Consider the following 25,313-nt stretch of genomic DNA (forward strand, 5'->3'; position numbering starts at 1 on the left):
CATCCTCAATGCAAAAGCACGCGATGCGCGCAACGAGTTCGCGAGTGCAACTTGACACCCCAGATAGTCGCTCTCCCGCAACATTCCGCCGGCCACCTTCATATGGCATCGGAACGCGACGCCTCAAAGAGGCATCTTCGGCTGCGGGTCAGCGGCGCGTGTTGCAGCTCGCCGCTTTCGGCGAGGCGAAAAGTTCCTTCGGTGCAGACCACTGGCTGAGCGGTGCGCCGCGCGTGCCGGTGATCAGCGAACGCAGTTCTGACAGATAGGTCTGCACGAAGAACGAGGTCTGGCTTTCCAGCGGCGTATAGGGACCCGGCCGGTAGGCGCGCGACATGATGCCGTCGGCATTGTCCTCGGTGATTTTCTTGTCCTGCACCGTGGTGACGTCCCACATCCAGCTGATCGCATCGGCGTCGATGTCGCCATCGGCGTCCTTGTCGACGAGCCATGTCAGGATGACGTCTGTTTCCATGGCGTTGCGCGGTATCATCTGGAACAGCGTGACATAATCATTGGCAGCACTTGCAAACGACAGGCGTCCGAGGCGGAAGCCGCTTTCGCCACCATCATAGGCGTGACGGCCGCCCATCAGGCATGAGACCCCCTCACCTGTATTGGACAGCGTGTTGCGGCCGGATCCGATCGGCTTGCGGTGCATGGCAAACGGCATCGTGTCGAGGTCGCCAGCCTGCCACGCGCCCTTGTGGAACTCGGCATCGCCGATGACGCTGTGCCAGGCCTCGATTTCATTCTGCCACTCGACCGCCTTGTCGGCGTCGCGGGTCGCGGTCACTTTGACATGGCCGTTGACGCGGTAATATTCGGGATGAGCCGGCCGGCAGTGATAGCATTCGAGGAAGTTCTCGAGCACCAGCTTCCAGTTCGCCTTGGTGAGATAGTTCTTGCGCGCGACGATGCGTGCACGGTCAAGGCCGTTTTCGCGCAAGCCGCCGGTCAGCCCGTCCGCGACAGGCTGGATGTCGGGCAGCGAATTGGCATCAAGGCCGCAGAACACGAGGCCGCCGAAACTCTTGCAGGGTACGCGGTGCAGTCCCAGCGCTTCCGGATCGACGCTTTCCGGTAGATCCTGCCGTGACTGCAACTCGCCGGTCAGCCTGAACGACCAGGCATGGTAGGGGCAGACCAGAAGCTTGCCGCGACCATCCTTGGCGCAGAGCCGCGAGCCGCGATGGGTGCAGACATTGTAGTAGGCCGCGACGTCCTCCTCGCCGTCGTCGAAGCGCACGACGATGATCTCCTCGTCGAAAAGCTGGCGCACGATGTAGCGGCCCTTTTCTGGGACCTCGCTGGCATGGGCGACAAGCATCCATTGACGCGGAAACCACAAGTCCCGTTCCAGCGCGAAGATGGCAGGGGCCGCGTAGAAGGCCTGTTCCAGCGACCAGTCCGGACGTTGCCGGTCGATCAGCCTGACGGTCTCGCTTCTGTCGATAGGCTGGCTGTTCGATGTGTAGGCCTGCACGGCAAACACCTTTCTGCTCGCTGGCGTTCGAATGACGTTTCGATAGAGTGTGCGATGCGGAAAGGCTTGCAGCAAATACAGAAATGATAGACCTTCATATCGAAAAGGCATGAAAGCAGGTTTGGATTGTGAAAACCCTCAAGACATCGCTTCCCCTGCTGAACGCCATGGTCGTCTTCGAGGCTGCCGCTAGGCATGGCGGGCTGACGCTGGCCGCACAGGAGCTCAACATCGCACAATCGGCGGTCAGCAGGCATGTCGCCAATCTCGAGCGCCAGCTGTCGGTCGAGCTGTTCACGCGCAGAGGCAACCGCGTCGCCGTCACCGGGGCCGGCAACACGCTGGCCGAAGCGATCCGCGAGGGTCTCGGCACCATCAGGCAAGCGGTCGAGGATTTGACCGCGCACGACAGCGATACATTCGTGATCGGCTGCAGCCACGACTTCGCGCAGGCATGGCTGATGCCGCGCTTCGGCCTCATCACATCGCAGGTTGCCGATGGCCGGGTGCTGCTGCAGACATCCACCGACTACAGGGATTTCGACCAGCCTGAAGTGGCATTGTCGATCCGTTTCGGCGAAGCCGGGCAATGGCCCGAATTCGTGACCGAAAAACTGCTCGAGGGTGAGTGGTTCCCGGTTTGCGCGCCCGCGTTCCTGGCGCGTTATCCGGCGCTCGCCTCGGAAGAGCCTGAGGCTTTCCTGGCAGTGCCGCTGCTGCATCAGGTGACGCCGCCGGGCGCGATCGACAGTTGGCAATCGTGGGTCGGAACCGACCGGAAACTCGACGGACCTCGGTTCACCGGCTACATGTCGATGATACACGAAACCATCGCCGGGCGCGGCGCGGCGCTCGCCTGGGCGGGATTTGCGGACGAGCATCTGCGCCGCGGCCAGCTCGTCCGGCTGACCAAGACGTCGCGGCGCCACGCCGGCTCCTTCCACATCGTCATGAGGAAGAACGCCGGCCCGGTTGTCAGGGCGGTGGCGCAGGCGCTGCTCGGCAGCGTCGGCGACAGCTTGCAGGCAAGCGCCGGGGGCAGCTGACGATCAGGCCTCGCGACCAAACCGCGACGCCTCGTGACGCGCGCCCCAGACCGGCATGGCGGCTTCGATTTCGGCTTCCGACTTGAAAGCATCGGATGCGTAGCGATCGACACGGAACCGGTCGGCGGAAACGAACGGGGTCTGCCCGAGGACCAGTTCGCAAGAGAGCCGGCCAAGACCCGGTCCATGGGTGACGCCGCTCTCATTGTCGCCGCCGACGACCACGATATTGTCGCTGCCGGGGACCTTGCCGACGATAAGGCCGTTGTCGGGCGTGTAGCACGGCACGCCTTGCGCCCAGCTCGCGATCGTCGAACCGCGCAGCGGCGGGAACACCGTCTGCAACTCGGCAAGCTCCTGCTCGGAGGTTTCCTGCATCAGCCCGATATTGTGCGGCTGGCCGGGTTCGATTTCGCTGTCGTTCGTCTTGTAGAGAGGTTTGTAGTGCCGGCCGGTTCCCCACATGACGGCGCCGAATGTCTCGCGCAGCCACAGCCGCAATTCGCGGCACTGGACGGTGGGAATGGTCGATGGCAGCCCACGGTCGTCGGTGACGATGCGCGTTGCAACGACGCGCAGCAGCGGCAACTGCCAGCCAAGGCCTGACAGGACCTGGTTGTTCCAGGCGCCGGCGGCAACAATCACGCCATCAGCCTCAAGACCGCCCTGGTCGGTCTCGATCGTCACCCGGTCGCCGGCATCATGGACGGCAGTCACGCGTGTGTTGCTGCGGAAGACGCCGCCGAGCTCGCTGGTCTGGCCGGTCAGCACCCCCATCGCCAGCTTGGTGTCAAGCTGGATGCCATGCGGATTGTAGGCCGCCGAATGGACCCGGGCCGGATCGATGAGACCCTGCATCTTCTGCCCGATCTGCACGGCATCCAGGTCCTGCATTTCCGGCGGCGCATAGGGAGAATCCAGCACCGGGCGGACGAAGCGTTCGCGCCCGTCCTCGGTCAGCGCCATGATCAAGGTGCCGTTCGGCCGATAACCAATCTCGGCGCCGACCTCGTGCAGCCTGCGATAGAAATCGAGGCCATATTGCTGCAGCTGAAAGCCCTCTTCACCGAGCGGGATCATGCCGGCGGACCAATGGGAGACGAAGCCAGCACCGGCGCTTGTGGTTGCGGCACCCGGCTGGCCGGCATCGATGACCGTCATCCGGCGCACGCCGGACCGCAGCAGATGGAAAGCCGCGCTGCAGCCGATGATGCCGCCGCCAATCACCGCGATATGCCTGCTATCGCTGCCGCCATGGCTTCCGTTTGAACTCATCTTTGTTCTCCCTTTTGCCGATGTTCCGGTCGGAGCGACATACAGCGACGGCGACCATACAGGCTCGTCCCGGACTGTCTAGACACATGTGTCTGTGGCCTGATACTTGATGCGCACTGCATCTGGATCACACGTCCGGAACGCCGCTTGATCCGGCTTTCCGTTGTGTTGTGTCGCCGAGAGAGCGAGGAAAAAGTGAGCGTTTCGACAGCCGCCCAGGCCATTTTCGACAGTGAAATCATATGGGACGCGCATTCCGGCTTCATGCCGGACCCGGCGGCGGACCTGAACAATCTGCAGATCTGGCGCGACGCCGGTATCGACTATCTGTCGATCGATGTCGGCTTCGACCTGTTGCCCTGGGAGCAGACCGTGCGGACGCTCGCAAATTTCCGCCACTGGATCCTTGCCAATCCCGAGCACTACACGCTGGTCTCCTCCGTCGCGGAAATCCGCAAGGCCAAGCTTGAAGGCAAACTGGCGATCACCTTCGACATCGAGGGCATGAACGCGCTCGACGGCCGCGTCGAGATGGTGGAGTTCTATCACCGTCTGGGCGTCCGCCAGATCCTGTTTGCGTACAACAGGAACAACCTGGCCGGCGGCGGTTGCCACGATGTCGAGACCAGCCTGACGGCGTTCGGCCGCGAGGTCATCGACGAGATGAACCGTCTCGGCATGTTCGTCGACGTCACCCATACCGGCTATCGCACCTCGATGGAGGTGATGGAATACTCCAACCGGCCGGTCATCTTCTCGCACTCCAACGCCAAGGCCTTGTGCGGCCATGGCCGCAATATCACCGACGAGCAGATCAAGGCCTGCGCGCGCACCGGCGGCATCGTCGCGATCGTCGGGCTCAATCGTTTCCTGGGAGAGGGACGCACGGACTCGGACAGGTTGGCTGACCACATCGAATATCTCGTCGACCTGGCTGGCCCAAATCATGTCGGCATCGGACTGGACTACGCCTTTCCGGTTGATGTCAAAGGCATCGACCGCATCATTTCCGACAATCCGCAATTCTGGCCCAAGAGCGAATATCCGGAGGGGGCGACGACCTACGCGGCTCCAGGTCAGATGCGCGAACTGACCGAGGTTCTTCTGCGCCGCGGCCAGTCCGAGCAGACCGTGCGCGATGTCCTGGGCGGCAATTTCATGCGCCTGGCGGCTGAAATCTGGAAGTGAGCGGCGGCGGAGAGACCTATCTCCGCTACAACTCTTGATCCAGGCCCCACCGAATGGCGGGCCAGGCCATATCGTCTGCGCGATCACATTCCGCCCGCGACTTGCCCAAGTCGACGCGCCGGCGGCGGTCGGAACAGATGTCGAGATTTTCCGCAAGATCGTCGGTATCCAAGATTCGGACGTGCCGGCAAAATTTTCGCTAGACATAGATGTCTATTATTAGCAGTTTTAGCGGACCGACACATTCGGCCCGGCTTGGAGAATGGCCTGCGGCCTGAAAACAAGACAACGAAAACAGCTGAGGGGTAGAGCATGTCCATTCTAGCCGACACCAGGGTTTCGCGCCGCAGCCTGCTCGCCGGAGCCGGCGCTTTCGGCCTTGCCTCAATGGTCAATCCAAAAGTTTCCTGGTCGAGCGACGGGCCGATCCTCAAGGTGCGATCCTACGCCGACATCCAGACGCTCGACCCTTGCTTCCGGCTGGCGGCGCCTGAAGGCGACATCACCAGCGTCATCTTCGCCGGCCTCGTCGTCACCACGCCTGGCGACAGCTGGGGCTGGCGGCCGATGGCGGCGGAAACGATCAAGCAGCTCGATCCGCTGACCGTCGCCTTCCAGCTGCGCGACAATATCGGCTTCACCGATGGCTACGGCCAGATGACGGCCGAAGACGTCAAGTTTTCGATCGAACGCATCGCCGACCCAGCCAACAAGAGCCCCTATTCCGGCGACTGGGCAACGCTCAAGGAAGTCGAGGTCAAGGACAAGCTGTCGGGGCTGATCCACCTGAAACAAGCCTTCGCGCCGCTGTGGACGTCGACCTTGCCGACGCCGTCTGGCACCATCCTGTCAAAGCGCGCCATCACCGAGCTCGGTGGCAAGATGGGCGTCAAGCCGGTGGCTCAGTCAGGCCCCTACATCCTGAAGGAATGGCTGCCCAAGCAGCGCACGGTGCTGGTCCGCAATCCCGACTGGAAGTACGAGCAAGGTGCCTTCGCGGAAATCCACATTCATCCGATCGAGGACGAGAAGACCGCCGAACTCGGCTATGAGGCCGGCGACCTCGACTACACCTGGACCGCGGTCTCCTCGATCTCGCGCCTGAAGCAGACGCCGCCGCCGAAGACGACCGTGGTGGAGAAGCCTTCGCTGGCCTTTGTCTGGCTCGGCATGAACCAGGATGTCGCTCCCTTCAACAATCCCAACATGCGCCGCGCGGTTCAGTACGCCGTGGACCGCAAGGCGGTGGTCGATGCTGCCTATTTCGGCGCCGCCGCAACCGCCACCGGCATCATCGCGCCCGGCTTGCCCGGCCATCGCGAGAAGAACCTTTTCGATTTCGACCCGGACCGCGCCCGCGACATGATCACCAAGGAAGGATTGGCCGGCACGACGATCACGCTCGACATCCTCAACAAGACCGAGCGGCTGACCGCGGCGCAGGTCGTGCAGTCGAACCTGCAGGATGTCGGCCTCAATGTGGAGATCAAGCAGAACGACAGCGGCACCTTCTGGACGCTTGGCGCCAAGGAAGGCGACTACTGGAAGAAGCTGCAGATGATCATCAGCCGCTTCTCCATGCAGCCGGATCCGAGCTGGGCGACTGCCTGGTTCACCCGCGACCAGATCGGCGTCTGGAACTGGGAGCGGTTTTCCAGCGAGGAATTCGACAAGCTCAATGCCGAAGGCATGGTCGAGCTCGACCCGGCGAAACGCGATGTCATCTACAAGAAGCTGCAGGACCTGATGGAGGAGAACGGCAACTACGTTTTCCTGACGCATGAGGTCACCGGCATCATGAATCGAGACACGCTTGTGGCCGGCCTGAAGCCGAACGGCGAACCCGTGTTCACCGACTTCAAACCGGCATGATGTCGGCGGGCGGGGCTCGCCCCCACCAAAGACCGTCCGACAGGTACCGAAAATGATCCGCTACGCCCTCAAGCGTCTGTGGCTTGGCGCCATCATCATCAGCGTCGCTATGATGATGATGTTCGCCATGGTCTACCTCATTCCCGGCGACCCGGCCTCCGTCGCGCTGGGGCCACGCGCGACGCCGGAGATGATGGAGGCGCTGCGCGTACGCATGGGCCTCGACCAGCCGGTGTGGCGGCAGTTCCTGCACTTCTACGGATCGGTCCTGCGCGGTGACCTGGGCACCGAGGTTCTGTCGAACCGGCCGGTGCTGGACGTGGTGATCGAGCAGCTTCCGTTCACGCTGGCGCTGGTGGTCGGCGGCATCACCTGGTCGGTGGCGCTTGGCATCCCGCTTGGCTGTATCGCCGCGGTGCGCCGAGGCGGCTTTGTCGATCAGGTGATCGGGGTTCTTTCGGTGGCGATGATCGCGGTGCCGTCCTTCGTCGTCGCCATCTATTCGCTGCTGGTGTTCGCGGTCGCACTGCAATGGCTGCCGGCGATCGGCGCCGGCGAACCGGGCGACCTCGCCAGCCGGCTCCAGCACCTCATCCTGCCGTCGCTGGCGGTCGGACTTGGCTGGATCGGCTACATCTCGCGCATGGTGCGCGCCTCGATGCTGGAGACGCTGGAGGCCAGCCATATCCGCACGGCGCGCGCCTTCGGCCTGACAGAGCACCGGATCGTCTACACCTACGCGCTGCGCATTGCCGTGCTGCCAACGATCACCCTGCTCGGCGTCGGTATCGGCCACATGCTGTCGTCTTCCGTTTTCGCCGAAATCGTCTTCGCCCGCCCCGGCATCGGCAAGCTGGTCTATGAGGCGATCTCGGTGCGCAACTACCCCATCGTCTCCGGAGCCGTGCTGGTCACCACGGTCTTCTTCGTCCTCGTCAACGTAGCGGCCGACATTCTGGTCGGTGTATTGGATCCCCGTGTCAGATCAAGTTTCAACTGAGCTGTCTTCCGGCGGCAGCCGGTTGTCCGGATTGTGGCGCACCGTGCGCGGCATCATGCGCGAGCCGCTCGGCGCCGTCGGCCTGACGCTGGTGACGCTGGTGGTGCTGTCGGCGGTGTTTGCCAGCGCGCTGACCAGCTATGCGCCGAGCAAGATATCGCCGGCCGAACGCTTCGCTTCGCCGAGCCTGCTGCATCTGCTCGGCACCGACCACCTCGGCCGTGATCTTCTGACCCGGGTGCTCTATGGCGGGCGCGTCGCGCTCTTGATCGCGCTGGGCGCGACAGCGGTGTCGCTGGTCGTCGGCGTGGTGCTCGGGCTGATCGCCGGCTATGGGCCGCGCTGGCTCGACAATGTGCTGCTGCTGATCTTCGACGCCGTGAAGAGCTTTCCCACCGTCATGCTGGCGCTGACGCTGGTCACCCTGTTCGGCCCCTCGCTCTATGCGGTGGTGCTGGTGGTGATGCTGGTCAATGTGCCGGGCTATGCCCGCATCATCAGGACGCAGACGCTGGTGCTGAAGTCGGCCGAACATGTCATGGCGGCGCGCTCGATGGGCGCCAGTGCCGGCCGTATCCTGCGCGTCCATATCCTGCCCAACATCATCGGCCCGATCCTGATCCTGATATCGATGGACATTCCCGTGGTGGTGGCGATCGAGGCCGGCATGAGCTTCCTCGGGCTCGGCGTGCGGCCGCCAACGCCGAGCTGGGGCGCGATCCTCAATGACGGCTTTGCCAACATCCGCGATTCCTACTGGATCGTGATTGCCGGCGGCCTGCCCATCGTGCTGACCACACTCGGCTTCACCTTCTTCGGCGAGACGCTGCGCGACCTCTTCGATCCCCGGCTGAAGGGGCGGTCATGACGGTTCTCGCGATCAAGGATCTGAGCGTCGCCTTCCACACCGAGAGTGGGCGACTGGAGGCGCTGAAGCAGGTGAGTTTTTCCGTGCCGGCCAACCGCAGCGTTGGCGTGGTCGGCGAATCCGGCTGCGGGAAGTCGACGCTCATCAACGCCATTCTCGGCCTGCTCGCCGACAATGGCGAGATACTATCGGGCGAGATCATCTTCGAGGGCGACAAGGACCTCGCCCGGCTCGACCCCACCGCGATGCGCGGCCTGCGCGGGCAAAGGATCGCCACCGTTTTCCAGGACCCGATGGGTGCGCTCAACCCGGTGCTGTCGGTGGGGCGGCAGATGCGCGACATCCAGTATCGCTCGGGTCTGTCGAAGCGGGACAAGGATGCGCGCTCGGTCGCCATGCTGCGCAAGGTTCGCATTCCCGATCCGGAAAGCCGGCTGACGCAGTTTCCGCACGAATTCTCCGGCGGCATGAAGCAGCGCATCGCCATCGCCATGGCGCTGATGATGGAGCCAGCGCTGCTGATCGCCGACGAGCCGACCACGGCGCTCGATGCGACGCTGGAGGTGGCCACCATCGAACTGCTCAAGGATCTGCAGCGCGACATCGGCTGCTCGGTGCTGTTCATCTCGCATCATCTGGGCGTGATCGCCGAACTCTGCGACGAGATGATCGTGATGTATGCCGGCGAGGTGGTGGAAAGCGGCACGACCCGCGAGATCTTCCACGACGCCCGCCATCCCTACACGCAGAAGCTGCTGGCCTGCGATCCCGCCCGGCTGTCGCAGCGTGTGTCCCGGCTGCCGACGATTGCCGGGACCTTGCCGGACCTGCGCCGCCGACCAAGCGGCTGCGTCTTCCAGCCGCGCTGCGATCGCGCCGACGCCCAATGCCTGACGACGCCTCCCAGCGCCCCTGTCGGCGGATCTCATATCGCCCATTGCTGGCACTCGGACGTTCCACTGGGGGCCATGAGCGCATGAACGAAGACCTGCTCCGTGTCAGCGACCTGCGCGTCTCGTTCCGGGTTGGCGGCCTGTCCGCCAGGCTCGCGGGGCGGGCCACCGAAATCGAAGCGGTCTCCGGCGTCAGTTTCACGCTTCAACGAGGCAGCACCTTCGCGCTGGTCGGCGAATCCGGCTCGGGCAAGACGACGCTGGCGCGCACCCTCAACGGTCTTCAGCCGGTGAAAGCAGGCACGATCGTGTTCGAAGGACAGGAACTGCAAGGCCTGTCCAACGCCGCGATGAAACCGGTGCGGCGGCGCATGCCGATGATGTTCCAGGATCCGGTCGGATCGCTGTCGCCGCGGCTCAGCGTGCGCTCGCTGCTGTCGGAGCCTTTCGTCATCCACGGTTTGTCGGATCGCGATCTCAACGCTGAAGTCACACGGCTTCTTGCGCTGGTCGGGCTGCCGCGCGATTTCGCCGACCGCTACCCGCACCAGCTATCCGGCGGCCAGGCGCGCCGCGTCGGCGTTGCGCGGGCGATCGCGCTGGACCCGGTGCTGGTCGTCGCCGACGAGCCGACCGCCGGCCTCGACGTCTCCGTGCAGGGAGAGGTGCTGAACCTGCTCAACGACCTGCGCGACCGCATGGGCCTGTCGATGCTGATCATCACCCACAATCTGCATGTCGTGCGCCAGATCGCCGACCGCATGGCGGTCATGTATCTCGGACGCTTCGTCGAGCAGGGCGAAACCGAAGCGATCTTCCGTGCCCCGCATCATCCCTATACGGCGGCCCTTCTGTCCGCCAACCCCGAGCCCGATCCAGATCGGGTGCACCAGCGCATCACGCTGCCGGCTGACGTTCCGTCCTTGCTGGCGCGCCCCTCAGGCTGCGAGTTTCACACACGCTGCCCGCAGGCCGAGGGCCGTTGCGCGCTGGATGTCCCCGTCCCGGCCTCGGTCGGCGACAGCCGTCTAACCTGCCATTTCCCGCTGAACACATAAGGATCGCCACCGGCGCAAGTGTCGGCCGGGGCGTTGAGAGGAGCCGCCATGCAAGATATCCGCGTCGTCACCGATTTCCCGCGCAAAATCCGCGAGATCGAGAATTTGTGGATTCCGATGCCGGATGGCGTCAAGCTGGCGGCGCGTGTCTGGCTGCCGGAAGACGCGGAGAGCGATCCCGTGCCGGCGATCCTCGAATATTTGCCCTATCGCAAGCGTGACGGAACGGTGGAGCGCGATGCGCTGACGCATCCCTATTTCGCCGGTCACGGCTATGCCGGCGTGCGGGTCGACATGCGCGGCTCGGGCGACAGCGAAGGACTGTGCAAGGGTGAGTATCTGAAGCAGGAGCAGGATGACTGCCTGGTGGTCATCGAATGGCTGGCGAGGCAATCCTGGTGCTCGGGAAGCGTCGGCATGATCGGCATCAGCTGGGGCGGCTTCAACGGGCTGCAGGTCGCGGCCCGCCGGCCGCCGGCGCTGAAAGCCGTCGTTTCGCTGTGCTCGACCGACGACCGCTATAACGACGACGTGCATTATCTCGGCGGCGCGATGATGTGCGACAATCTGATGTGGGGAACCACCGCCTGGGCCATCGCCATGACCCCGCCCGACCCGCTCATTGTCGGCGACCGCTGGCGCGATCTTTGGAAACAACGGCTGAATGGCAATGGCATCTGGATGCAGGACTGGTTTGAACACCAGCGCCGCGACGATTTCTACAAGCACGGTTCGATCTGCGAGGATTATTCCAATGTCGAAATCCCGGTCTACGCCGTCGGCGGCTGGGCCGACGGTTACCCCAATCCGATCTTCCGGATGCTGGAAAAGCTAAGCGGTCCCCGCAAAGGGCTGATTGGACCCTGGGGCCATAAATATCCGCACTTCGCCATGCCAGGACCGCGCATCGGCTTCCTGCAGGAGTGCCTGCGCTGGTGGGACCAATATCTCAAGGGCATAAACACCGGCATTGCCGACGAGCCGATGCTGCGCGCCTGGATTCAAGATCCCGCACGGCCGGCGGCGATCTATGACGAGCGGCCCGGCCGCTGGGTCGCCGAGCCGGCTTGGCCGGGGCCGGGGGTCGGCGAAAAGGTGCTGAACCTTGCGCCGCATGTGCTGAGCGAGGCCAGGGGCGAAGACACGATCCTGGAGATTTCATCGCCGCAGACGGCCGGCCTGTCGTCCGGCGCCTGGTGCGGTTATGGCGTCATGCCGACCTTGCCGGTCGACCAACGCACGGAAGAAGGCAATGCCCTGATCTTCGAGACGGCGCCGTTGACCGAAGCGGTCGAGATCCTCGGTTTTCCCGAATTCGAGGTCAAGCTCTCCTCCGACAAGCCGATTGCGCTTCTGTCCGCCACGCTGTCGCAAGTGTTCCCGGAAGGTGCTGCCTCGCGCATCAGCTACGGCATCCTCAATCTGAGCCATCGCAACGATGATCTGGACATCGTACCCATGGTGCCGGGCCGGGCGGAGACCGTCCGCATCAAGCTGCGCTGCTGCGGGCAGCGTTTCGAGGCTGGCGAGCGTATCCGGCTGGCACTGGCGACATCGCATTGGCCGATCGTCTTTCCGACCGCCGAGCAGGCGACGCTGTCGATCCATTGCGGGGACAGCCGGCTGATCCTGCCGGTGCGCGCGCCGCAGAAGCGGGACGACACGCTGGGGACCTTCCTGGCTCCGGAAAGCGCCGCGCCGATGGAGCAGGAGGTTCTGGCCAAGGGCGACGGCTTTCAGCGCTCGGTTTCGACAGACCAGGTCACTGGCGAGACCGTCTACCAAGTCGTCAATGATGGCGGCACGGTGCGGCATCCGCATACGGGAATCGTCCTTTCAGCGAAGCATGTCGACCGGTTCTCCATTCACCCCGACGACCCGACTTCGGCGGTCGGCACCTGCACCTGGGAAAAATCCTATGGCCGCGGCGACTGGCAGGCGCGCCTTTCAGTGACGGCGACGGTGCGCGCCCTGCGCGACGTCTGGCGGATCGAGACCCACATCACTGCCCATGACGGAGACGAGCGGATCGTCGACCGCAGCGAGGTCAAGGAGTATCGGCGCGATCTCAACTGAGCGGCGGCGATTGTCAATCAGGCCATCGATTTCGGCAAGGCGACGGCCAGCGCATCGACGGCCAGCCGCACCTTCAGCGGCAGATGCGGTGTCTGCAGCCAAAGCGCGTGGCAGTCGTAGAGATATCGCGGCTGGTCCGGCAACAGCGCCATCAGCGCGCCGGCCTGAATGCGGTCGCGTACCAGCCACCAGGGCAGCCAGGCCAGCCCCATGCCGTCGGCGGCCGCGTCAGCGATGGCATCAAGATCGTCGAGCCGCAGCCGTCCGGTTGGCGTGATCTCGAGCGTGGGTTGCCCCTCGCGCACAAACAACCACGGCTGAACGACCTGGCCGAGCCGGCGGTAGACAATCGCCTGATGGTCGGCGAGATCCTCGATCCGCTGCGGCTCGCCATGAATTCTGAGATAAGAGGGTGCCGCGCAGACGACCATGCCCTGACGCGCGACGCGACGCGCAATCACCCCCCCCTTGTCGTCAAGAGTGCCGGTGCGGATTGCGAGATCGTAGCCGTCCTCGGCAATATCCGCGAAGCGGTCGGTGAGCGACAGGTCGAGTTCCAGCATCGGATATTGACGGGCCAGCTTTAGCAACACGGGGGTCACGCAATGGCGCCCGAAATGCGCCGGCATGGTGACCCGCAGTTTTCCACGTGGCTCCGAAAACTGTTCGGCGGCGAGCGCATCGGCGGCTTCGGCCTCGGCCAGCACCACCCGACAGCGTTCATAGTAAGCGCGGCCGAAGTCGGTCAGGCTCTGCCGTCGCGTGGTCCGGTTGAGCAGCCGCACGCCCAGCCGCTCCTCAAGAAACCGGACATGCTTGCCGACCATCGGTCCGGAGAGATCAAGCGCGACCGCCGCGGCCGCGAACGAGCCGAGATCGACCGCCTTGACGAACACGGCCATGCTCTCAAGCCGATCCATATTCAGAACTCCTGGTTTCTACTGTTCTTCTCTTACAGCCATTTATCCCTGGCAAAACCGGCTGCATAGCTCATTCGGTTCAGATGATTTGGAGTATCCGAATGACACGCGTAGTTCGCTTTCACCAGCATGGTGGCCCCGAGGTTCTGCGCATCGAGGATGTCGCGCTTTCCCCACCGGGTTCGGGCCAAGTTCAAATCCGGGTCAAGGCACTCGGCCTCAATCGCGCCGAAGCGCTGCTGCGCGCGGCTTCCTATATCGAGACGCCGACGCTCCCCTCGGGGCTTGGCCTTGAGGCAGCGGGCGTCATCGAGGCTATTGGCGACGGTGTGAGGGATTTCGCGCCGGGCGACAGCGTCAGTGTCATCCCGCCGCAATCGATGATCCGCTGGCCGGCCTATGGCGAGTTTGCCACCTACCCCGCCGGACTTGTCGTCAAGCATCCGCCGTCGCTCGACTGGCAGACGGCAGCGGCCGTCTGGATGCAGTATCTCACCGCCTATGGCGCGCTGATCGATATCGCCGGGCTGCACAGCGGAGACCACGTGGTGATCACCGCAGCCTCGAGCAGCGTCGGGCTTGCGGCAATCCAGATCGCCAACAGGGTCGGTGCAACAGCGATTGCGGTGACGCGGACATCGGCGAAGAGGCAGGCCCTGCTCGACGCCGGCGCGGCTGAAGTCGTCACCTTGGCCGAGGAGGATTTGGCGGCACGGCTGAATGAGATCGCAGGGCCTGAAGGCGTGCGCGTCGTGTTCGATGCGGTCGGCGGCCCGATCTTCGAGCCACTCACAGCGGCCATGTCGCGTGGCGGCATCCTCATCGAATATGGCGGTCTCAGCCGCGAACCGACGCCATTCCCTCTGCCAGCGGTGCTGAGCAAGACGCTGACACTGCGCGGCTACCTCGTCCACGAGATCACCGGCAACCCTGTGAAACTCGAGGCCGCCAAGGCGTTTATCGTCGAAGGTCTGGAGCACGGAACGCTGAGGCCGATCATCGACAGGACCTTCGCGTTCGACCAAATCGTCGAGGCGCACCGCTACCTGGAGTCGAACGAGCAGTTCGGCAAGATCGTAGTGACGATCTGAGATCGTAGTGACGATCTGAGATCGTGGTGACGATCTGAGATCGTGGTGACGATCTGAATCGTGGTGACTGCCTGAGCAACGGTGGCGAACAAATCATTCTTGCAGGGCAATATCGGCCTTGAAGCCGCGGCTTTGCATCCCTAACTGTTCGGTGCGGGCCGGGCCCCTCTGACTGTCGCTTTTGGCGATTGTGATGTCGGACCGCTTTAACGGGCCCGTTTCCATTCTTTCGGTCAAGCGGGCTCATTCCTTTCGGTTTGGAGCCCCGTATGACATCTACTTCCCTCCTCGGTATGGTTTGCCCCTCCTGCCGCGTCGCGCTCGTGATGAGCGAACGCCAGGGTATCGAAATCGACTACTGTCCGCAGTGCCGCGGCGTCTGGCTTGATCGAGGAGAACTCGACAAGATCATCGAGCGTTCCGGCAGGGAAGCGGCGCCCGCGCCGCAGCCACAGCCGGCAGCATTCTCCCAGCCACAACATGGCCAGAGCCGCGATGACGATTATTCCCGCTCGCACGGTCACCGCTATCCAAAGCGGAAGAAATCATTCTTCGAAGAGTTGTTCGACTGACCGCATGATGCCCGACATCCAGGCCGGCACTTGCTGAAACTTCCGAAACCACATCGACAAAGGTTCATCTCCGATGATTTCCCGCACCAGCCGATTTGCAGCCCTCTTTGCAGGACTGTTCCTTGCATTCTCCATGGTTGCGATGGACCATGCCGAGGCCCGTCGTGGCGGCAGTTTCGGCAGTCGTGGCATGCGTACGTTCCAATCGGCACCGCCGACCAGGACGGCCCCAGCACCGACCGCTCCGGTCGAGCGGTCGATGACGCCCAACACCGGTGTGAACAACGCGGCCCGGCAGCCGCAGGCCGGCCTGCAGAGGCCCGGCTTCATGAGCGGTTTCGGTGGAACGATGATGCGCGGCCTGTTGCTCGGCGGCCTGTTCGGCCTGCTTTTGGGTCAGGGCTTCGGCGGCCTGGCCGGCATGTTCGGTTTCCTGCTTCAGGCCTTGCTGATCGGTGGCGCGATCATGCTGGCCATCAGGTTCTTCCGCTCGCAATCCGCGCGCGGCCCCGCGCCGGCGCTCGCCGGTGCCGGCAATGCACAGGCTTCGCGATTTGAGAACCGCTCAACGGCAGGGCAGCAGACTGCAGGCTCCTTCACAATTCCCGGTTTCGGCGGCGGTTCAGGTGGAGGCTCTCCGGCCGCCGCCTCCGAGGAGATCACGCTGGCCCAGACGGATCTCGACGCATTCCAGCAGCTGCTGACCGATGTCCAGGAAGCATTCGGGCGCGAAGACCATGCCGCTCTGCGCCGGGCGGTTACACCCGAAATGGTATCCTATCTGTCGGAAGAGTTGGCCGACAATGCCCAGAAAGGTCTCAGGAACGAGGTGACTGATATCACCTTGCTGCAGGCCGACATCGCGGAAAGCTGGCGCGAGGATGAGCGCGACTACGCCACGGCCGCCTTGCGCTACGAATCTCGTGACGTGACGCGCGAACGGGCCAGCGACAAAATCGTCGCGGGCGACGATGATCATCCGACAGAGACGACCGAGCTGTGGACTTTCGTGCGTGAGAATGGATCGAACTGGAAGCTCTCGGCAATACAACAGGCTTGAGCCTCGGGCGATTTTTTCCGAGGCTTCGCAGTTGTGGGCGTTCAGCGCACGATCTTGACGCACATCGGCGTGCCGATCTCGATGGCGCGCCCGGTGTCGGTCAGTATGCCGCTGTCGGCGTCGCGGGCGAAGATCGAAATGCGGTCGCCATTCTGGTTGGCGGAAAACAGATGGCCGCCTGACGGCGTCAGCGCCAGGTTACGCGGGGTCGCGCCGCCGCAAGGGATATAGCTGACGAGGCTGAGCGACCCTGTCTGCTGGTCGACCGCCATGATGACGACGCTGTCATGGCCGCGGTTGGAGCCGTAGACAAAACGGCCATCCGGTGAGATCTGGATATCGGCGCAGTGGTTGCTGTCGCGTGCCTCGGCCGGCACCGCCGGCTTTGCGTCGATGATCGAGAGCTTGCCGGTGGCTTCGTCCAGCGCCATCGACACGATGGTCGAATCCAGTTCGTTCATGACGAAGACGAAGCGTCCGTTCGGATGCAGTGCGAGGTGGCGTGGACCGGCGCCGGATGGCAAAGCGGATTCGGTTAGCTTGGCCAGATTGCCCTCGCGCTCGATCCGGTAAGACACCAGCCGGTCGATGCCGAGGTCGGCGACGATGGCTGTTCCCCCGCCGATGGTTTCGGTGACGCTGTGCGCATGCGAGCGTTCCTGCCGCGCCACATTCGGGCCGCTGCCCTCATGCGAAACGCTGGCAAGCGGCGCCGACAAGGCGCCGTTCTCTTCGAAGCCATAGACAGCCACCGCACGATCCGGGCCGCCCTCGCCCATGCCGTAATTGGCGACCAGCAGTTTTGTCCCGTCGCGGGTGATGGTGTTGTGGGCGGCTATGCTACCGAGCGACGGTTGCTTGTTCAGATAAATGAGCGTCCCCGAAGCTCGATCGAAGCTGTAAGCTGAGACGGTGCCCTCGCGCCAGGTGAACACTTCCGAGTTGGCGTAGATCCGCGAGCCGTCCGGCGTCACCGAGAGGAAGGTCGGATTGTCGACGTCGTTGGTCTCGGCCAGTTTTCGTGTTTCCAGCGTCGTCTCGTCAAAGCTGTAGACGCTGAGGCCGACGCCCCGAGCGCCCTGAAAATACGGCGCCTCGCGGTTCAGGCTGCCGACAAAGACCAGACAATTCTCGCGCATGATTTCCTCCCCTACCCGCCTGCGCTTTGGCGCGCGGGAGCAGCCAAAATTTCGCCTGTTCACGCTTGCAACGCAACCCCATATGTGAAAATACTATTTACAAAAGAAGATTGATGGGAGGAGACGTCTTGCATTTCGACGCCTTGATGCGTTTTCCGATAACTGTGACGTGCCCCGTGCAGGTCTGGCGGTGCCGACCATGAACGATTTCGCACCTACCGTCGGTGTCGCCTCGACGCATCCCAAGAACATGCCGGCGGATCACGCCGCGCTGCCGGTGTGGAACGCCGAAAATTGGTTCTATGAGGATTGGCCGGTCGGGCAGAAGATCCGCTCGTTGCGGCGCACAATGGCCGAAGGCGACAGCCATTTGTTCAACACGCTGGTGCTCGACATCCACCCCTATGTGCAGGACCAGATGTTTGCCGAGAACGAAGGCATTTTCGGCAAGCGGCTGATCGCCGGCGCCTTCGTCTTTTCGGCTGGCCTGGGGCTGGTCGCCACCAGCTGCGTCAATGCCTTCTCCTATGGCTACGACAAGCTCCGCTTCATAAAACCCGTCTTCATTGGCGACACGATCTATTCGATCCGCTCCAACCTCGACAAGAAGCCCCGCTACAAGGAAATGGGGCTGATCCGCGCCAGCTATGAGGTGTTCAAGGGCGAAGGCGAGTTGGTTCTCTATTGCGAGCATCTGCAGACGGTGAAGTACCGCAACCCGGCCGACTTCGTCGGCAAGACGGAGAAATAGCATGCCGGCAGCAGCCGAATTGCCGCTCGCCGGTCTCGTCGTCGCCGACATGAGCCAGTTCCTGTCCGGGCCCTATTGCTCACTCAGGCTGCTCGATCTCGGCGCCCGCGTCATCAAGATCGAGCGTCCGGATGGCGGCGACCTGTCGCGCCGGCTCTATCTCAGCGACACCGAGATCGGCGGCGATTCCACCATCTTCCATGCCATCAACCGGGCCAAGGAAAGTCTTGCCATCGACCTCAAGAACGAGGCCGATCTCGAGGCGTTGCGCGGCCTTCTGGCCAAGGCCGATGTGCTGATCCAGAATTTCCGGCCGGGCGTCATCGAGCGGCTCGGCTTGGACTATGAGGCGGTCCGCAAGATCAATCCGCGGCTGGTCTATGCCTCGATCAGCGGCTATGGCGAAGACGGACCATGGGTCAAGAGACCCGGCCAAGACCTGCTGGCGCAGGCGCGCTCCGGCGTGATGTGGCTGAACGGCGATGAGGACCAAGGGCCGGTGCCGTTCGGTCTTGCCATCGGCGACATGCTGGCCGGTGCCGCCTGCGCGCAGGGCATTCTGGCCGCACTCGTGCGGCGCGGCATCACCGGCCAGGGCAGCCATATCGAAACCAGTCTCCTGGAAGCGCTGGTCGATTTCCAGTTCGAGGTGCTGACGACGCATCTCAATGACGGCCGCCGGCTGCCCAGGCGCTCCAGCTTCCGCAGCGCGCATGCCTATCTGTCGGCGCCTTACGGTGTTTACCCGGCCAAGGACGGATACCTCGCCATCGCCATGACGCCGATTCCCAAGCTGGCCGATCTCCTGTCGCTCAGCGAACTCGCACCCTATCGCGACAAGCCTGCGTCGTGGTTCACCGCGCGTGACGACATCAAGGCGATCATCGCACAGCGGATCGCCACCAAGACGATCGACGAGTGGCTTGATATCCTCGAGCCGGCCGACATCTGGTGCGCCAAAGTGCTGACCTGGCCGGAGATGCTGGCGAGCGAAGGGTTCCATTCCCTCGGCATGCTGCAGACTGTGACGCGCGAGGACGATGTCTCGATCCTCACCACCAGTTCGCCGCTCCGGGTCGATGGCATAAGAGCCAAGGCCGATCGGGCGGCGCCCCGCATCGGCGAGCACAGTGCCGGCATCCGCGCGGAGTTCGGCCTGTGAGTTCGCCCAAGCTCAAAGGCATGACCTGGAGCCATCCGCGTGGCTATGATCCGATGGTCGCCTGCTCGGCGCTGTGGCAGCAGAAGACCGGTATTGCCATCGAATGGGACAAGCGCTCGCTGCAGGACTTCGAATCCTTCCCGGTCGAAGAACTGGCGCGCGCCTATGACCTCATCGTCATCGACCATCCGCATGTCGGCCAGATCACGGCCGAAGGCTGCCTGGAGCCGCTGGATGTCGCCGGACGCGAGGCGGAACGCACGGCCCTTGCCTCGGGCAGCATCGGCCAGTCCTATCCGAGCTACAACTGGCAAGGACGGCAATGGGCTTTCCCGATCGATGCGGCAACGCAGGTCCAGGCATGGCGTCCGGATGCGATCGGTGCGCCACCGGCGCGCTGGAGCGAGCTGCTCGATCTCGCCCGGCAAGGCCGCGTGCTGCTGCCGCTGCGGCCGCCTCACGTGTTGATGGTGTTCTACACGCTTGCCGGGAACCTCGGGCATGCCTGCACGACCGATCCATCCGACGATCTGATCGATGTGGAGATCGGTAGCCAAGTCTTCGAGGCAATGCGCGAGATCGCAGCGCTGGTCGATCCCGCGTGTTTCGAGATGGACCCGATTGCCGTCTCCGAACGTATGGCGGAGGCCGGTTCCAGGTTCGTCTGCGCGCCACTGATCTATGGTTACGTTTCCTATGCGACGGCTGGCTTTCGGGCGAACCGGCTGGCCTTTGCCGATGTTCCGGTCATCGGTTCCGGCGGCCCGGTCGGTTCGGCGCTTGGCGGCACCGGCATAGCCGTATCAGCCTTTTCCAAAGCCAGGGATGCCGCGATCGACTTCGCCTATTGGGTCGCGAGCGGCGATGTCCAGCGAGGCGCCTATGCCGCCGCCGGCGGCCAGCCCGGCCATGCAGCGGCCTGGGAGGACCAGGCTGTCAATGAAGCGACCGGCGACTTCTATCGGGATACGCGCGCGACGCTGGAGGGTGCATGGGTGCGGCCGCGCCACGACGGCTACATGACTTTCCAGCAAGCAGCATCCGAACGCATCCTTTCCGGCATGACCTCCCGGCATCAAGCCCGACAGGTTGTTGCCGATCTCAATCGCCTGTTTCGGGAGAGTTCCCCGGTGCAGGTGTCCGGCGCTGCCGGTGGAGGAGCCTGAACCAAACCGAACGGAGGAGAACGAGATGACAGGAATGATCCGCGGCCTGCTGGCCGCAACCGCGCTTGCCTCGCTTGCAACGACCGCCTTTGCGCAGGATGTGCAAGGCGTCATCGGCGGGCTGCCGACCGAACTCAAGGCGCAATATGACGGCGCGCCGCAGAAGGTGCTGCCTTCGGCCTGGGACAATTTCACAGCGCCGCCGAAACCGTGGAAATGGTGCCACTCGGAATCCTACCAGGGCAATCCGTGGCGGGTCACGGTGACCAAGGAATTGAAGCGTCTCGTCGACGGGCTGATCGCCGACGGAACGGTGTCCAGCTTCGAGGTGTCTGATTCCAACAATGAGGCCAGCCAGCAGATCAACCAGATCCGCGCCTTCATCGACAAGAAGTGCTCGATCATCACCTCGATCCCGGGCTCGGCGACGGCACTCGATGATGCGATCGACGCTGCCGCCAAAGCCGGCATTCCGTTCATCACCGCTGCCGGTTCGGTGACCAGCCCGAACGCCATCAATGTCGATTCCAACTATGCGCGCTGGGGCTACGACATGATGGCGGCGATCGGCAAGGCGCAGCCGGACGGCGCCAGCATCCTTCTGGTCGAAGGCATCGCCGGACACCCGATCGTGGTGCAGGAGCGCCAGGGCGCGGACAAGGCGCTGACTGAAAATCCGAAGCTGAAGATCTCGCGCAATGTCAATGGCAACTGGACAGCCAACGTCACCAAGACCGTGGTGCTGCAGGCGATCGCCACCAACCCGGCGCCGATCGATGCAGTGTGGACGACAGGCAGCGAAAGCCGCGTCGTCGCCGAAGCCTTCGCAGAAGCCGGCCGGCCCGCACCATTGATCACCGGCTCGATCACCGGCGATGCGCTGGGCTACTGGAAGGCCAACCCCGACAAGTACCGCTTCGAAGGCCATGCGGTGCTGCCGCACTGGACCGCGCAGACGCTGTTCCGCGTCGGCGAGCGCATGCTCGACGGGCAGAAGCCGAAGCTGAACACGCTGCTGATCCCGATCCCGCCTGTCCACACCGCCGATCTCGGTGCCTGGTACAAGGACTGCATGACGACGGACGCCGTGTCTATCTTCCCGATCCCGCCGAAAGATCCGATGCCGGAGGAATGGCTCGACGCCTATTTCTCGAACCCGGCGCCAACCAAGGGCTGGGACTATTCGAAGGTGCCCGATGCCTGTGCAAAGTGACGCCTGCTAATCTCTCAACAGGCCGGCTCCTTTCGGGGAGCCGGCCTGCCAGCATCGAAATGCGACATGCTTGAAGTCAAAACCATATCCAAACGCTATGGCGAGACGATCGCGCTCGCGGACGCATCGATCGCGTTTCGGGCGGGAACCATCCACACCATCCTGGGCGAGAACGGTTCGGGCAAGAGCACGATGGTCAAGCTGTTGTCCGGCATCGTCCAGCCGGACAGCGGCGCGATCCTCCTGCACGGCAAGCCGTTCTCGGGCGCCAACCCCTCGGCCTTCCAGGCGCAAGGCTTCGCCACGGTGTTCCAGGAGGTGCTGATCGCGCCGGATCGCAGCGTGACCGACAACATCCTGCTCGGCCTCGACGGGCTGGTCCGGCGCGCTGTGCCCCGCAACGAGCGCCGTGATCGGGCGAAAGCTGCGCTTAAGCGCTTCGCGGTCACCGACGTCCCTCTCGACATGCCAGCCGGCCTGCTGCCGCTCGCCGCGCAGCAATTGGTCGTCCTTGCTCGCGCGATCGTGCGCAACCCAAAGATCCTGATCCTCGACGAGGTCACCGCCGCGCTCGACTTCGCCGATCGCGAATCCGTTTTTTCGTTGATGCGTGCGCTTGCCGGCGAGGGCTGCCTGATCCTGTTCATCACCCACCGCATGGACGAGGTGATGTCGCTTTCGGATCGCATCTCGATCCTGCGGGGCGGCAGCGTGGTGCGCACCGAAGAGCGCGGCGCTTCGACGCCGGCTGAGCTTCTCAAGACAATGGCGCCACGTACCGCCGCGGAGCTTGCGCATGGCTGATCGCACCGCTCTCGATTTTGGTGGTCTTGCCGTTCGCGAACTCGTCATCGCGCCCGGCGCCAGCCCGATCACGCAGGCAATCGCTCCGGGTGAGATCGTCGGGCTTGCCGGCCTCGATGGTCATGGCCAGGAGCTGTTTCTCAAGATGCTTGCTGGCCTGGAACCGCCGCATGGCGGCTCGATCGAGCTCGGTGCATCGGATGCGTCCCGTAAGATCACCGGGTTTCGCAAGGCTGTCGCCAGCGGCATCGCCTATTTGCCGCGCGACCGACGCGCCAACGGCATTTTCCCGACGCAGTCGGTGCTCGACAACTTCGCCGTTTCGACTCTGTCGCGCGACACACGGCTCGGCCTGATCAGCCCGGCGGCGCGCAAGGCGCGCTACGACATCTACCGCGAAAAACTGTCAATCGCCGCACCCCGGCCCGATGCCACGATCACCACTTTGTCGGGCGGCAACCAGCAGAAGGTGCTGCTGGCGCGGGCCTTGGCGCTGGAGCCCGCGATCCTGCTCCTCAACGATCCGACGCGTGGCGTCGACGTGGCGACGCGGCATGTTCTCTACGACGTGTTTCGCGGGCTGGCGGCCGACGGCATGGGGCTCGTCATCCTGTCCAGCGAAATCGAGGAGATTCTTCTCCTGTGCCAGCGCGTGCTGGTGTTCCGTGAGAATGAAGTCGCGGCCGAGATCGCCGGCAACGCCCTCACCACCGACGGCGTGATATCAGCCATGTTCGGACGTGCGGCATGAGCCCTGTTGCGCGCCTCCTGTCCCTTGGACGAAATTTCGGCTTCGCCGTCGTGCTGCTGGTCGTGCTGCTTGCGGTCAATCTCATCCTCAGCCCGGGACGGTTCCAGCCGGGTTCCTGGGGGGCGCTGGTCGGATTGGCGGCGCCCTTGATCGGTGCTGCCATCGCCTCCACGCCTGTCATCCTCGCCGGGCGTGGCGGAATCGACATCTCGGTCGGGCCATTGATGGGCTTTGTCAACGCTTTGACGATCCAGGTGCTGTTCCTCGGCACCGGCATCTCGTCGCCCTTGGTGCTCGTTCCGGCGGCGTTGCTCGTCGGCGCGCTGGTGGGCGCGGCGAACGGCTTCCTGGCGACAATCGTGCGCATTCAGCCGATCGTCGCCACGCTCGGCACCTATCTGATCCTGACCGGCGTGACGCTGACAATCCTGCCGGCGCCGATCGGCCCAGCGCCGGCCTGGCTCAAGGCGCTGTCCGGTTCGCTGTCGATGCTGCCGCTGGCGGCGATGCTCGTCGCCTGGTGGCTGGTGCGGCGCACACCATACTACGACCAGCTTATGGCGGTCGGCAGCGACGACCGCGCCGCCTACACCGCCGGTGTCGATGTCACGCGCGTGCGCTTCATCGCCTATGTCATGACCGGCATCCTCGGCGGATGCGCCGGGCTGATGCTGACCGCGCTGATCGGCTCGGCTGATCCCAATATCGGGCCGACCTACACACTGATCGCCATCGCCGCCGTAGCACTTGGCGGCGTCAGCCTGGCCGGCGGCCGTGGTGGCGTGGCGGGTGCCGCCATCGGCGCCATCGACATCTTCCTGCTGCAGAGCGTGCTGACGACGTTCAACGTCTCGACCTTCGTGCTGCAGATCGCCTACGGCGCGATCCTGGTGCTGGCGGTGATGCTGACAGCGCTGCAGGAACGTCTTGCCATGGGGAGACGCTGACATGGTTTTGCGCCAAAACCTCTTCGCGACAACCAACGCCCGTGTCGTCGGCGCCTTCTGCGTCGCCGCCCTTCTGCACCTTGCCGGCACAATTCTCATTCCCGGCTACTCGGCGCCGTTTGCGATACGGGCCATGCTGGTGCTCGCCTCGCTGCTCGCCGTGGCCTCGATTGGCCAGACGCTGGTCGTCATCATGGGCGGCATTGACCTTTCGATCCCCTTCGTCATCGGCTTTGCCAATGTCGTGGCGGCGCAGCTTTATGGCGATGGCTGGAACTTTTTTCTCGTCTGCGGCCTGGTCGGCGCGCTGGCGCTCGTCATCGGCGGGCTGAACGGGCTGGTCTCGCGCAGCCTCGACATCCAGCCGCTCATCGTCACGCTCGGCATCGGCATGGTCGTGCAAGGGCTGGTGCTGCTGTGGACAGCCGGCTTCCCGTCAGGCTCCGCGCCACAAGCGGTTTCCAGCTTCGTCTCGATCGGCGGATCGGCCGGCCCGCTGCCGGTGCCGTGGCTGGTGCCAAGCCTGGTCGTGCTGGCGGCGCTGGTCGTGCTAGTGCTGGAGCGGACGCCCTATGGCCGCCGGCTCTATGCGTTGGGCAGCAATCCGGGAGCGGCGCCGCTGGCGCTGATCGATCCGGTTCGCATGTGGGTCATCACCTATGCAGCAAGCGCCTTCTTCGCCGCTGTCGCGGGCGTGCTGCTGCTCGGCTTCACCGGCTCGGCCTATGGCGATGTCGGCCAGCCCTATCTGTTCCAGACCATCGCAGCGGTCGTCGTCGGCGGCGCAGCACTGGTCGGCGGCCGGGGCAGCTATCTCGGCACGATCGCCGGCGTGCTGGTGCTGACCGAGATCAACACGCTGCTCATCGGCCTCGGCTTCCAGCCCGCGGCAGTGCAGGCCGCGCTCGGCTTCGTCATCGTGCTGCTGGTTTCGCTCTATGGCCGCGAACGGCACGTCTCGGCAACCATCTGAAA

23 protein-coding genes are annotated in these 25,313 nt (G+C 63.9%); 19 read left to right on the forward strand and 4 right to left on the reverse strand.

The window, feature by feature from the left end:
• Positions 1–148: 148 nt before the first annotated feature.
• Positions 149–1,486: an aromatic ring-hydroxylating oxygenase subunit alpha gene (locus LB559_RS31835; RefSeq protein ID WP_224675830.1), complete on the reverse strand. Its 1,338-nt coding sequence runs from the start codon at positions 1,484–1,486 to the stop codon at positions 149–151.
• A gap of 128 nt (positions 1,487–1,614) precedes the next feature.
• Between LB559_RS31835 and LB559_RS31840 the strand changes: the two genes are divergently transcribed.
• A complete protein-coding gene (locus tag LB559_RS31840; RefSeq protein WP_127387524.1) occupies positions 1,615–2,532 on the forward strand; it encodes a LysR family transcriptional regulator in 918 nt (305 codons plus the stop codon).
• A gap of 3 nt (positions 2,533–2,535) precedes the next feature.
• On the opposite strand, the gene LB559_RS31845 is transcribed toward LB559_RS31840, so the two are convergent.
• Positions 2,536–3,807 (reverse strand): NAD(P)/FAD-dependent oxidoreductase, encoded by a 1,272-nt coding sequence (locus LB559_RS31845; protein ID WP_224675831.1) that lies wholly within the window; start codon positions 3,805–3,807, stop codon positions 2,536–2,538.
• A 195-nt stretch (positions 3,808–4,002) separates the two neighbouring features.
• Between LB559_RS31845 and LB559_RS31850 the strand changes: the two genes are divergently transcribed.
• From LB559_RS31850 to LB559_RS31880, 7 genes are all read left to right on the forward strand, one after another.
• Positions 4,003–4,995 (forward strand): dipeptidase, encoded by a 993-nt coding sequence (locus LB559_RS31850; protein ID WP_081714235.1) that lies wholly within the window; start codon positions 4,003–4,005, stop codon positions 4,993–4,995.
• Between the two features lie 312 nt (positions 4,996–5,307).
• On the forward strand, positions 5,308–6,867 hold the full coding sequence (locus LB559_RS31855) for an ABC transporter substrate-binding protein (RefSeq protein ID WP_024502512.1): 1,560 nt from the start codon (positions 5,308–5,310) through the stop codon (positions 6,865–6,867).
• A 52-nt stretch (positions 6,868–6,919) separates the two neighbouring features.
• Positions 6,920–7,867, forward strand: coding sequence for an ABC transporter permease (locus tag LB559_RS31860; protein ID WP_063171563.1), 948 nt, complete (start codon positions 6,920–6,922; stop codon positions 7,865–7,867).
• Between the two features lie 22 nt (positions 7,868–7,889).
• Positions 7,890–8,735, forward strand: a complete 846-nt coding sequence (locus LB559_RS31865; RefSeq protein WP_082826413.1) for an ABC transporter permease — start codon at positions 7,890–7,892, stop codon at positions 8,733–8,735.
• The gene (locus tag LB559_RS31870; protein WP_224675832.1) at positions 8,732–9,715 is read left to right on the forward strand and encodes an ABC transporter ATP-binding protein; all 984 of its coding nucleotides are present in this window, start codon (positions 8,732–8,734) and stop codon (positions 9,713–9,715) included. The genes LB559_RS31865 and LB559_RS31870 overlap by 4 nt, the downstream gene beginning before the upstream one ends.
• Positions 9,712–10,686: an ABC transporter ATP-binding protein gene (locus tag LB559_RS31875; protein WP_013533007.1), complete on the forward strand. Its 975-nt coding sequence runs from the start codon at positions 9,712–9,714 to the stop codon at positions 10,684–10,686. Before LB559_RS31870 ends, LB559_RS31875 begins: the two co-directional genes overlap by 4 nt.
• A 48-nt stretch (positions 10,687–10,734) precedes the next feature.
• On the forward strand, positions 10,735–12,762 hold the full coding sequence (locus tag LB559_RS31880; RefSeq protein ID WP_224675833.1) for a CocE/NonD family hydrolase: 2,028 nt from the start codon (positions 10,735–10,737) through the stop codon (positions 12,760–12,762).
• A 17-nt stretch (positions 12,763–12,779) separates the two neighbouring features.
• Here LB559_RS31880 and LB559_RS31885 read toward each other — a convergent pair whose 3' ends face one another.
• Entirely contained in the window at positions 12,780–13,682 is a 903-nt protein-coding gene (locus tag LB559_RS31885) for a LysR family transcriptional regulator (protein WP_224675834.1), read from the reverse strand.
• 101 nt (positions 13,683–13,783) lie between these two features.
• Between LB559_RS31885 and LB559_RS31890 the strand changes: the two genes are divergently transcribed.
• The 3 genes from LB559_RS31890 (at position 13,784) to LB559_RS31900 (ending at position 16,405) form a co-directional block, all read left to right on the forward strand.
• The gene (locus LB559_RS31890) at positions 13,784–14,773 is read left to right on the forward strand and encodes a zinc-dependent alcohol dehydrogenase family protein (protein WP_224675835.1); all 990 of its coding nucleotides are present in this window, start codon (positions 13,784–13,786) and stop codon (positions 14,771–14,773) included.
• A gap of 269 nt (positions 14,774–15,042) precedes the next feature.
• Positions 15,043–15,345, forward strand: coding sequence for a zf-TFIIB domain-containing protein (locus LB559_RS31895; RefSeq protein ID WP_024502504.1), 303 nt, complete (start codon positions 15,043–15,045; stop codon positions 15,343–15,345).
• Between the two features lie 73 nt (positions 15,346–15,418).
• On the forward strand, positions 15,419–16,405 hold the full coding sequence (locus LB559_RS31900; RefSeq protein WP_224675836.1) for a Tim44 domain-containing protein: 987 nt from the start codon (positions 15,419–15,421) through the stop codon (positions 16,403–16,405).
• 41 nt (positions 16,406–16,446) lie between these two features.
• Here the strand turns inward: LB559_RS31900 and LB559_RS31905 are convergent, their stop codons facing one another.
• A complete protein-coding gene (locus tag LB559_RS31905; RefSeq protein ID WP_063167548.1) occupies positions 16,447–17,544 on the reverse strand; it encodes a lactonase family protein in 1,098 nt (365 codons plus the stop codon).
• A gap of 199 nt (positions 17,545–17,743) precedes the next feature.
• On the opposite strand from LB559_RS31905, the gene LB559_RS31910 reads away from it, so the two are divergent.
• The 8 genes from LB559_RS31910 to LB559_RS31945 all read left to right on the forward strand — a co-directional run bounded on the left by LB559_RS31910 (position 17,744) and on the right by LB559_RS31945 (position 25,311).
• Positions 17,744–18,295, forward strand: a complete 552-nt coding sequence (locus LB559_RS31910) for a MaoC family dehydratase (protein ID WP_224675837.1) — start codon at positions 17,744–17,746, stop codon at positions 18,293–18,295.
• Between the two features lies 1 nt (position 18,296).
• The gene (locus LB559_RS31915; RefSeq protein ID WP_224675838.1) at positions 18,297–19,457 is read left to right on the forward strand and encodes a CaiB/BaiF CoA transferase family protein; all 1,161 of its coding nucleotides are present in this window, start codon (positions 18,297–18,299) and stop codon (positions 19,455–19,457) included.
• Entirely contained in the window at positions 19,454–20,623 is a 1,170-nt protein-coding gene (locus tag LB559_RS31920; protein WP_224675839.1) for an extracellular solute-binding protein, read from the forward strand. Before LB559_RS31915 ends, LB559_RS31920 begins: the two co-directional genes overlap by 4 nt.
• Before the next feature lie 25 nt (positions 20,624–20,648).
• A complete protein-coding gene (locus LB559_RS31925; protein ID WP_224675840.1) occupies positions 20,649–21,836 on the forward strand; it encodes an ABC transporter substrate-binding protein in 1,188 nt (395 codons plus the stop codon).
• Positions 21,837–21,902: 66 nt separating this feature from the next.
• Positions 21,903–22,640 (forward strand): ATP-binding cassette domain-containing protein, encoded by a 738-nt coding sequence (locus LB559_RS31930; protein ID WP_013533018.1) that lies wholly within the window; start codon positions 21,903–21,905, stop codon positions 22,638–22,640.
• The gene (locus tag LB559_RS31935) at positions 22,633–23,391 is read left to right on the forward strand and encodes an ATP-binding cassette domain-containing protein (RefSeq protein ID WP_063167545.1); all 759 of its coding nucleotides are present in this window, start codon (positions 22,633–22,635) and stop codon (positions 23,389–23,391) included. Before LB559_RS31930 ends, LB559_RS31935 begins: the two co-directional genes overlap by 8 nt.
• Positions 23,388–24,338 (forward strand): ABC transporter permease, encoded by a 951-nt coding sequence (locus LB559_RS31940; protein WP_013533020.1) that lies wholly within the window; start codon positions 23,388–23,390, stop codon positions 24,336–24,338. Before LB559_RS31935 ends, LB559_RS31940 begins: the two co-directional genes overlap by 4 nt.
• Before the next feature lies 1 nt (position 24,339).
• Entirely contained in the window at positions 24,340–25,311 is a 972-nt protein-coding gene (locus tag LB559_RS31945) for an ABC transporter permease (RefSeq protein WP_224675841.1), read from the forward strand.
• The last annotated feature ends 2 nt before the right edge of the window (positions 25,312–25,313 follow it).

Origin of the sequence: Mesorhizobium sp. BR1-1-3, from assembly GCF_020165455.1 — a bacterium.
Taxonomy (GTDB): domain Bacteria; phylum Pseudomonadota; class Alphaproteobacteria; order Rhizobiales; family Rhizobiaceae; genus Mesorhizobium; species Mesorhizobium ciceri.

Coding starts and splice junctions, on each gene's coding strand:
- LB559_RS31845 (WP_224675831.1), bottom strand. CDS start 3,807: ATGAGTTCAAACGGAAGCCATGGCGGCAGCGATAGCAGGCATATCGCG.
- LB559_RS31855 (WP_024502512.1), top strand. CDS start 5,308: ATGTCCATTCTAGCCGACACCAGGGTTTCGCGCCGCAGCCTGCTCGCC.
- LB559_RS31860 (WP_063171563.1), top strand. CDS start 6,920: ATGATCCGCTACGCCCTCAAGCGTCTGTGGCTTGGCGCCATCATCATC.
- LB559_RS31870 (WP_224675832.1), top strand. CDS start 8,732: ATGACGGTTCTCGCGATCAAGGATCTGAGCGTCGCCTTCCACACCGAG.
- LB559_RS31875 (WP_013533007.1), top strand. CDS start 9,712: ATGAACGAAGACCTGCTCCGTGTCAGCGACCTGCGCGTCTCGTTCCGG.
- LB559_RS31880 (WP_224675833.1), top strand. CDS start 10,735: ATGCAAGATATCCGCGTCGTCACCGATTTCCCGCGCAAAATCCGCGAG.
- LB559_RS31885 (WP_224675834.1), bottom strand. CDS start 13,682: ATGGATCGGCTTGAGAGCATGGCCGTGTTCGTCAAGGCGGTCGATCTC.
- LB559_RS31890 (WP_224675835.1), top strand. CDS start 13,784: ATGACACGCGTAGTTCGCTTTCACCAGCATGGTGGCCCCGAGGTTCTG.
- LB559_RS31895 (WP_024502504.1), top strand. CDS start 15,043: ATGACATCTACTTCCCTCCTCGGTATGGTTTGCCCCTCCTGCCGCGTC.
- LB559_RS31900 (WP_224675836.1), top strand. CDS start 15,419: ATGATTTCCCGCACCAGCCGATTTGCAGCCCTCTTTGCAGGACTGTTC.
- LB559_RS31905 (WP_063167548.1), bottom strand. CDS start 17,544: ATGCGCGAGAATTGTCTGGTCTTTGTCGGCAGCCTGAACCGCGAGGCG.
- LB559_RS31910 (WP_224675837.1), top strand. CDS start 17,744: ATGAACGATTTCGCACCTACCGTCGGTGTCGCCTCGACGCATCCCAAG.
- LB559_RS31915 (WP_224675838.1), top strand. CDS start 18,297: ATGCCGGCAGCAGCCGAATTGCCGCTCGCCGGTCTCGTCGTCGCCGAC.
- LB559_RS31925 (WP_224675840.1), top strand. CDS start 20,649: ATGACAGGAATGATCCGCGGCCTGCTGGCCGCAACCGCGCTTGCCTCG.
- LB559_RS31930 (WP_013533018.1), top strand. CDS start 21,903: ATGCTTGAAGTCAAAACCATATCCAAACGCTATGGCGAGACGATCGCG.
- LB559_RS31935 (WP_063167545.1), top strand. CDS start 22,633: ATGGCTGATCGCACCGCTCTCGATTTTGGTGGTCTTGCCGTTCGCGAA.
- LB559_RS31940 (WP_013533020.1), top strand. CDS start 23,388: ATGAGCCCTGTTGCGCGCCTCCTGTCCCTTGGACGAAATTTCGGCTTC.
- LB559_RS31945 (WP_224675841.1), top strand. CDS start 24,340: ATGGTTTTGCGCCAAAACCTCTTCGCGACAACCAACGCCCGTGTCGTC.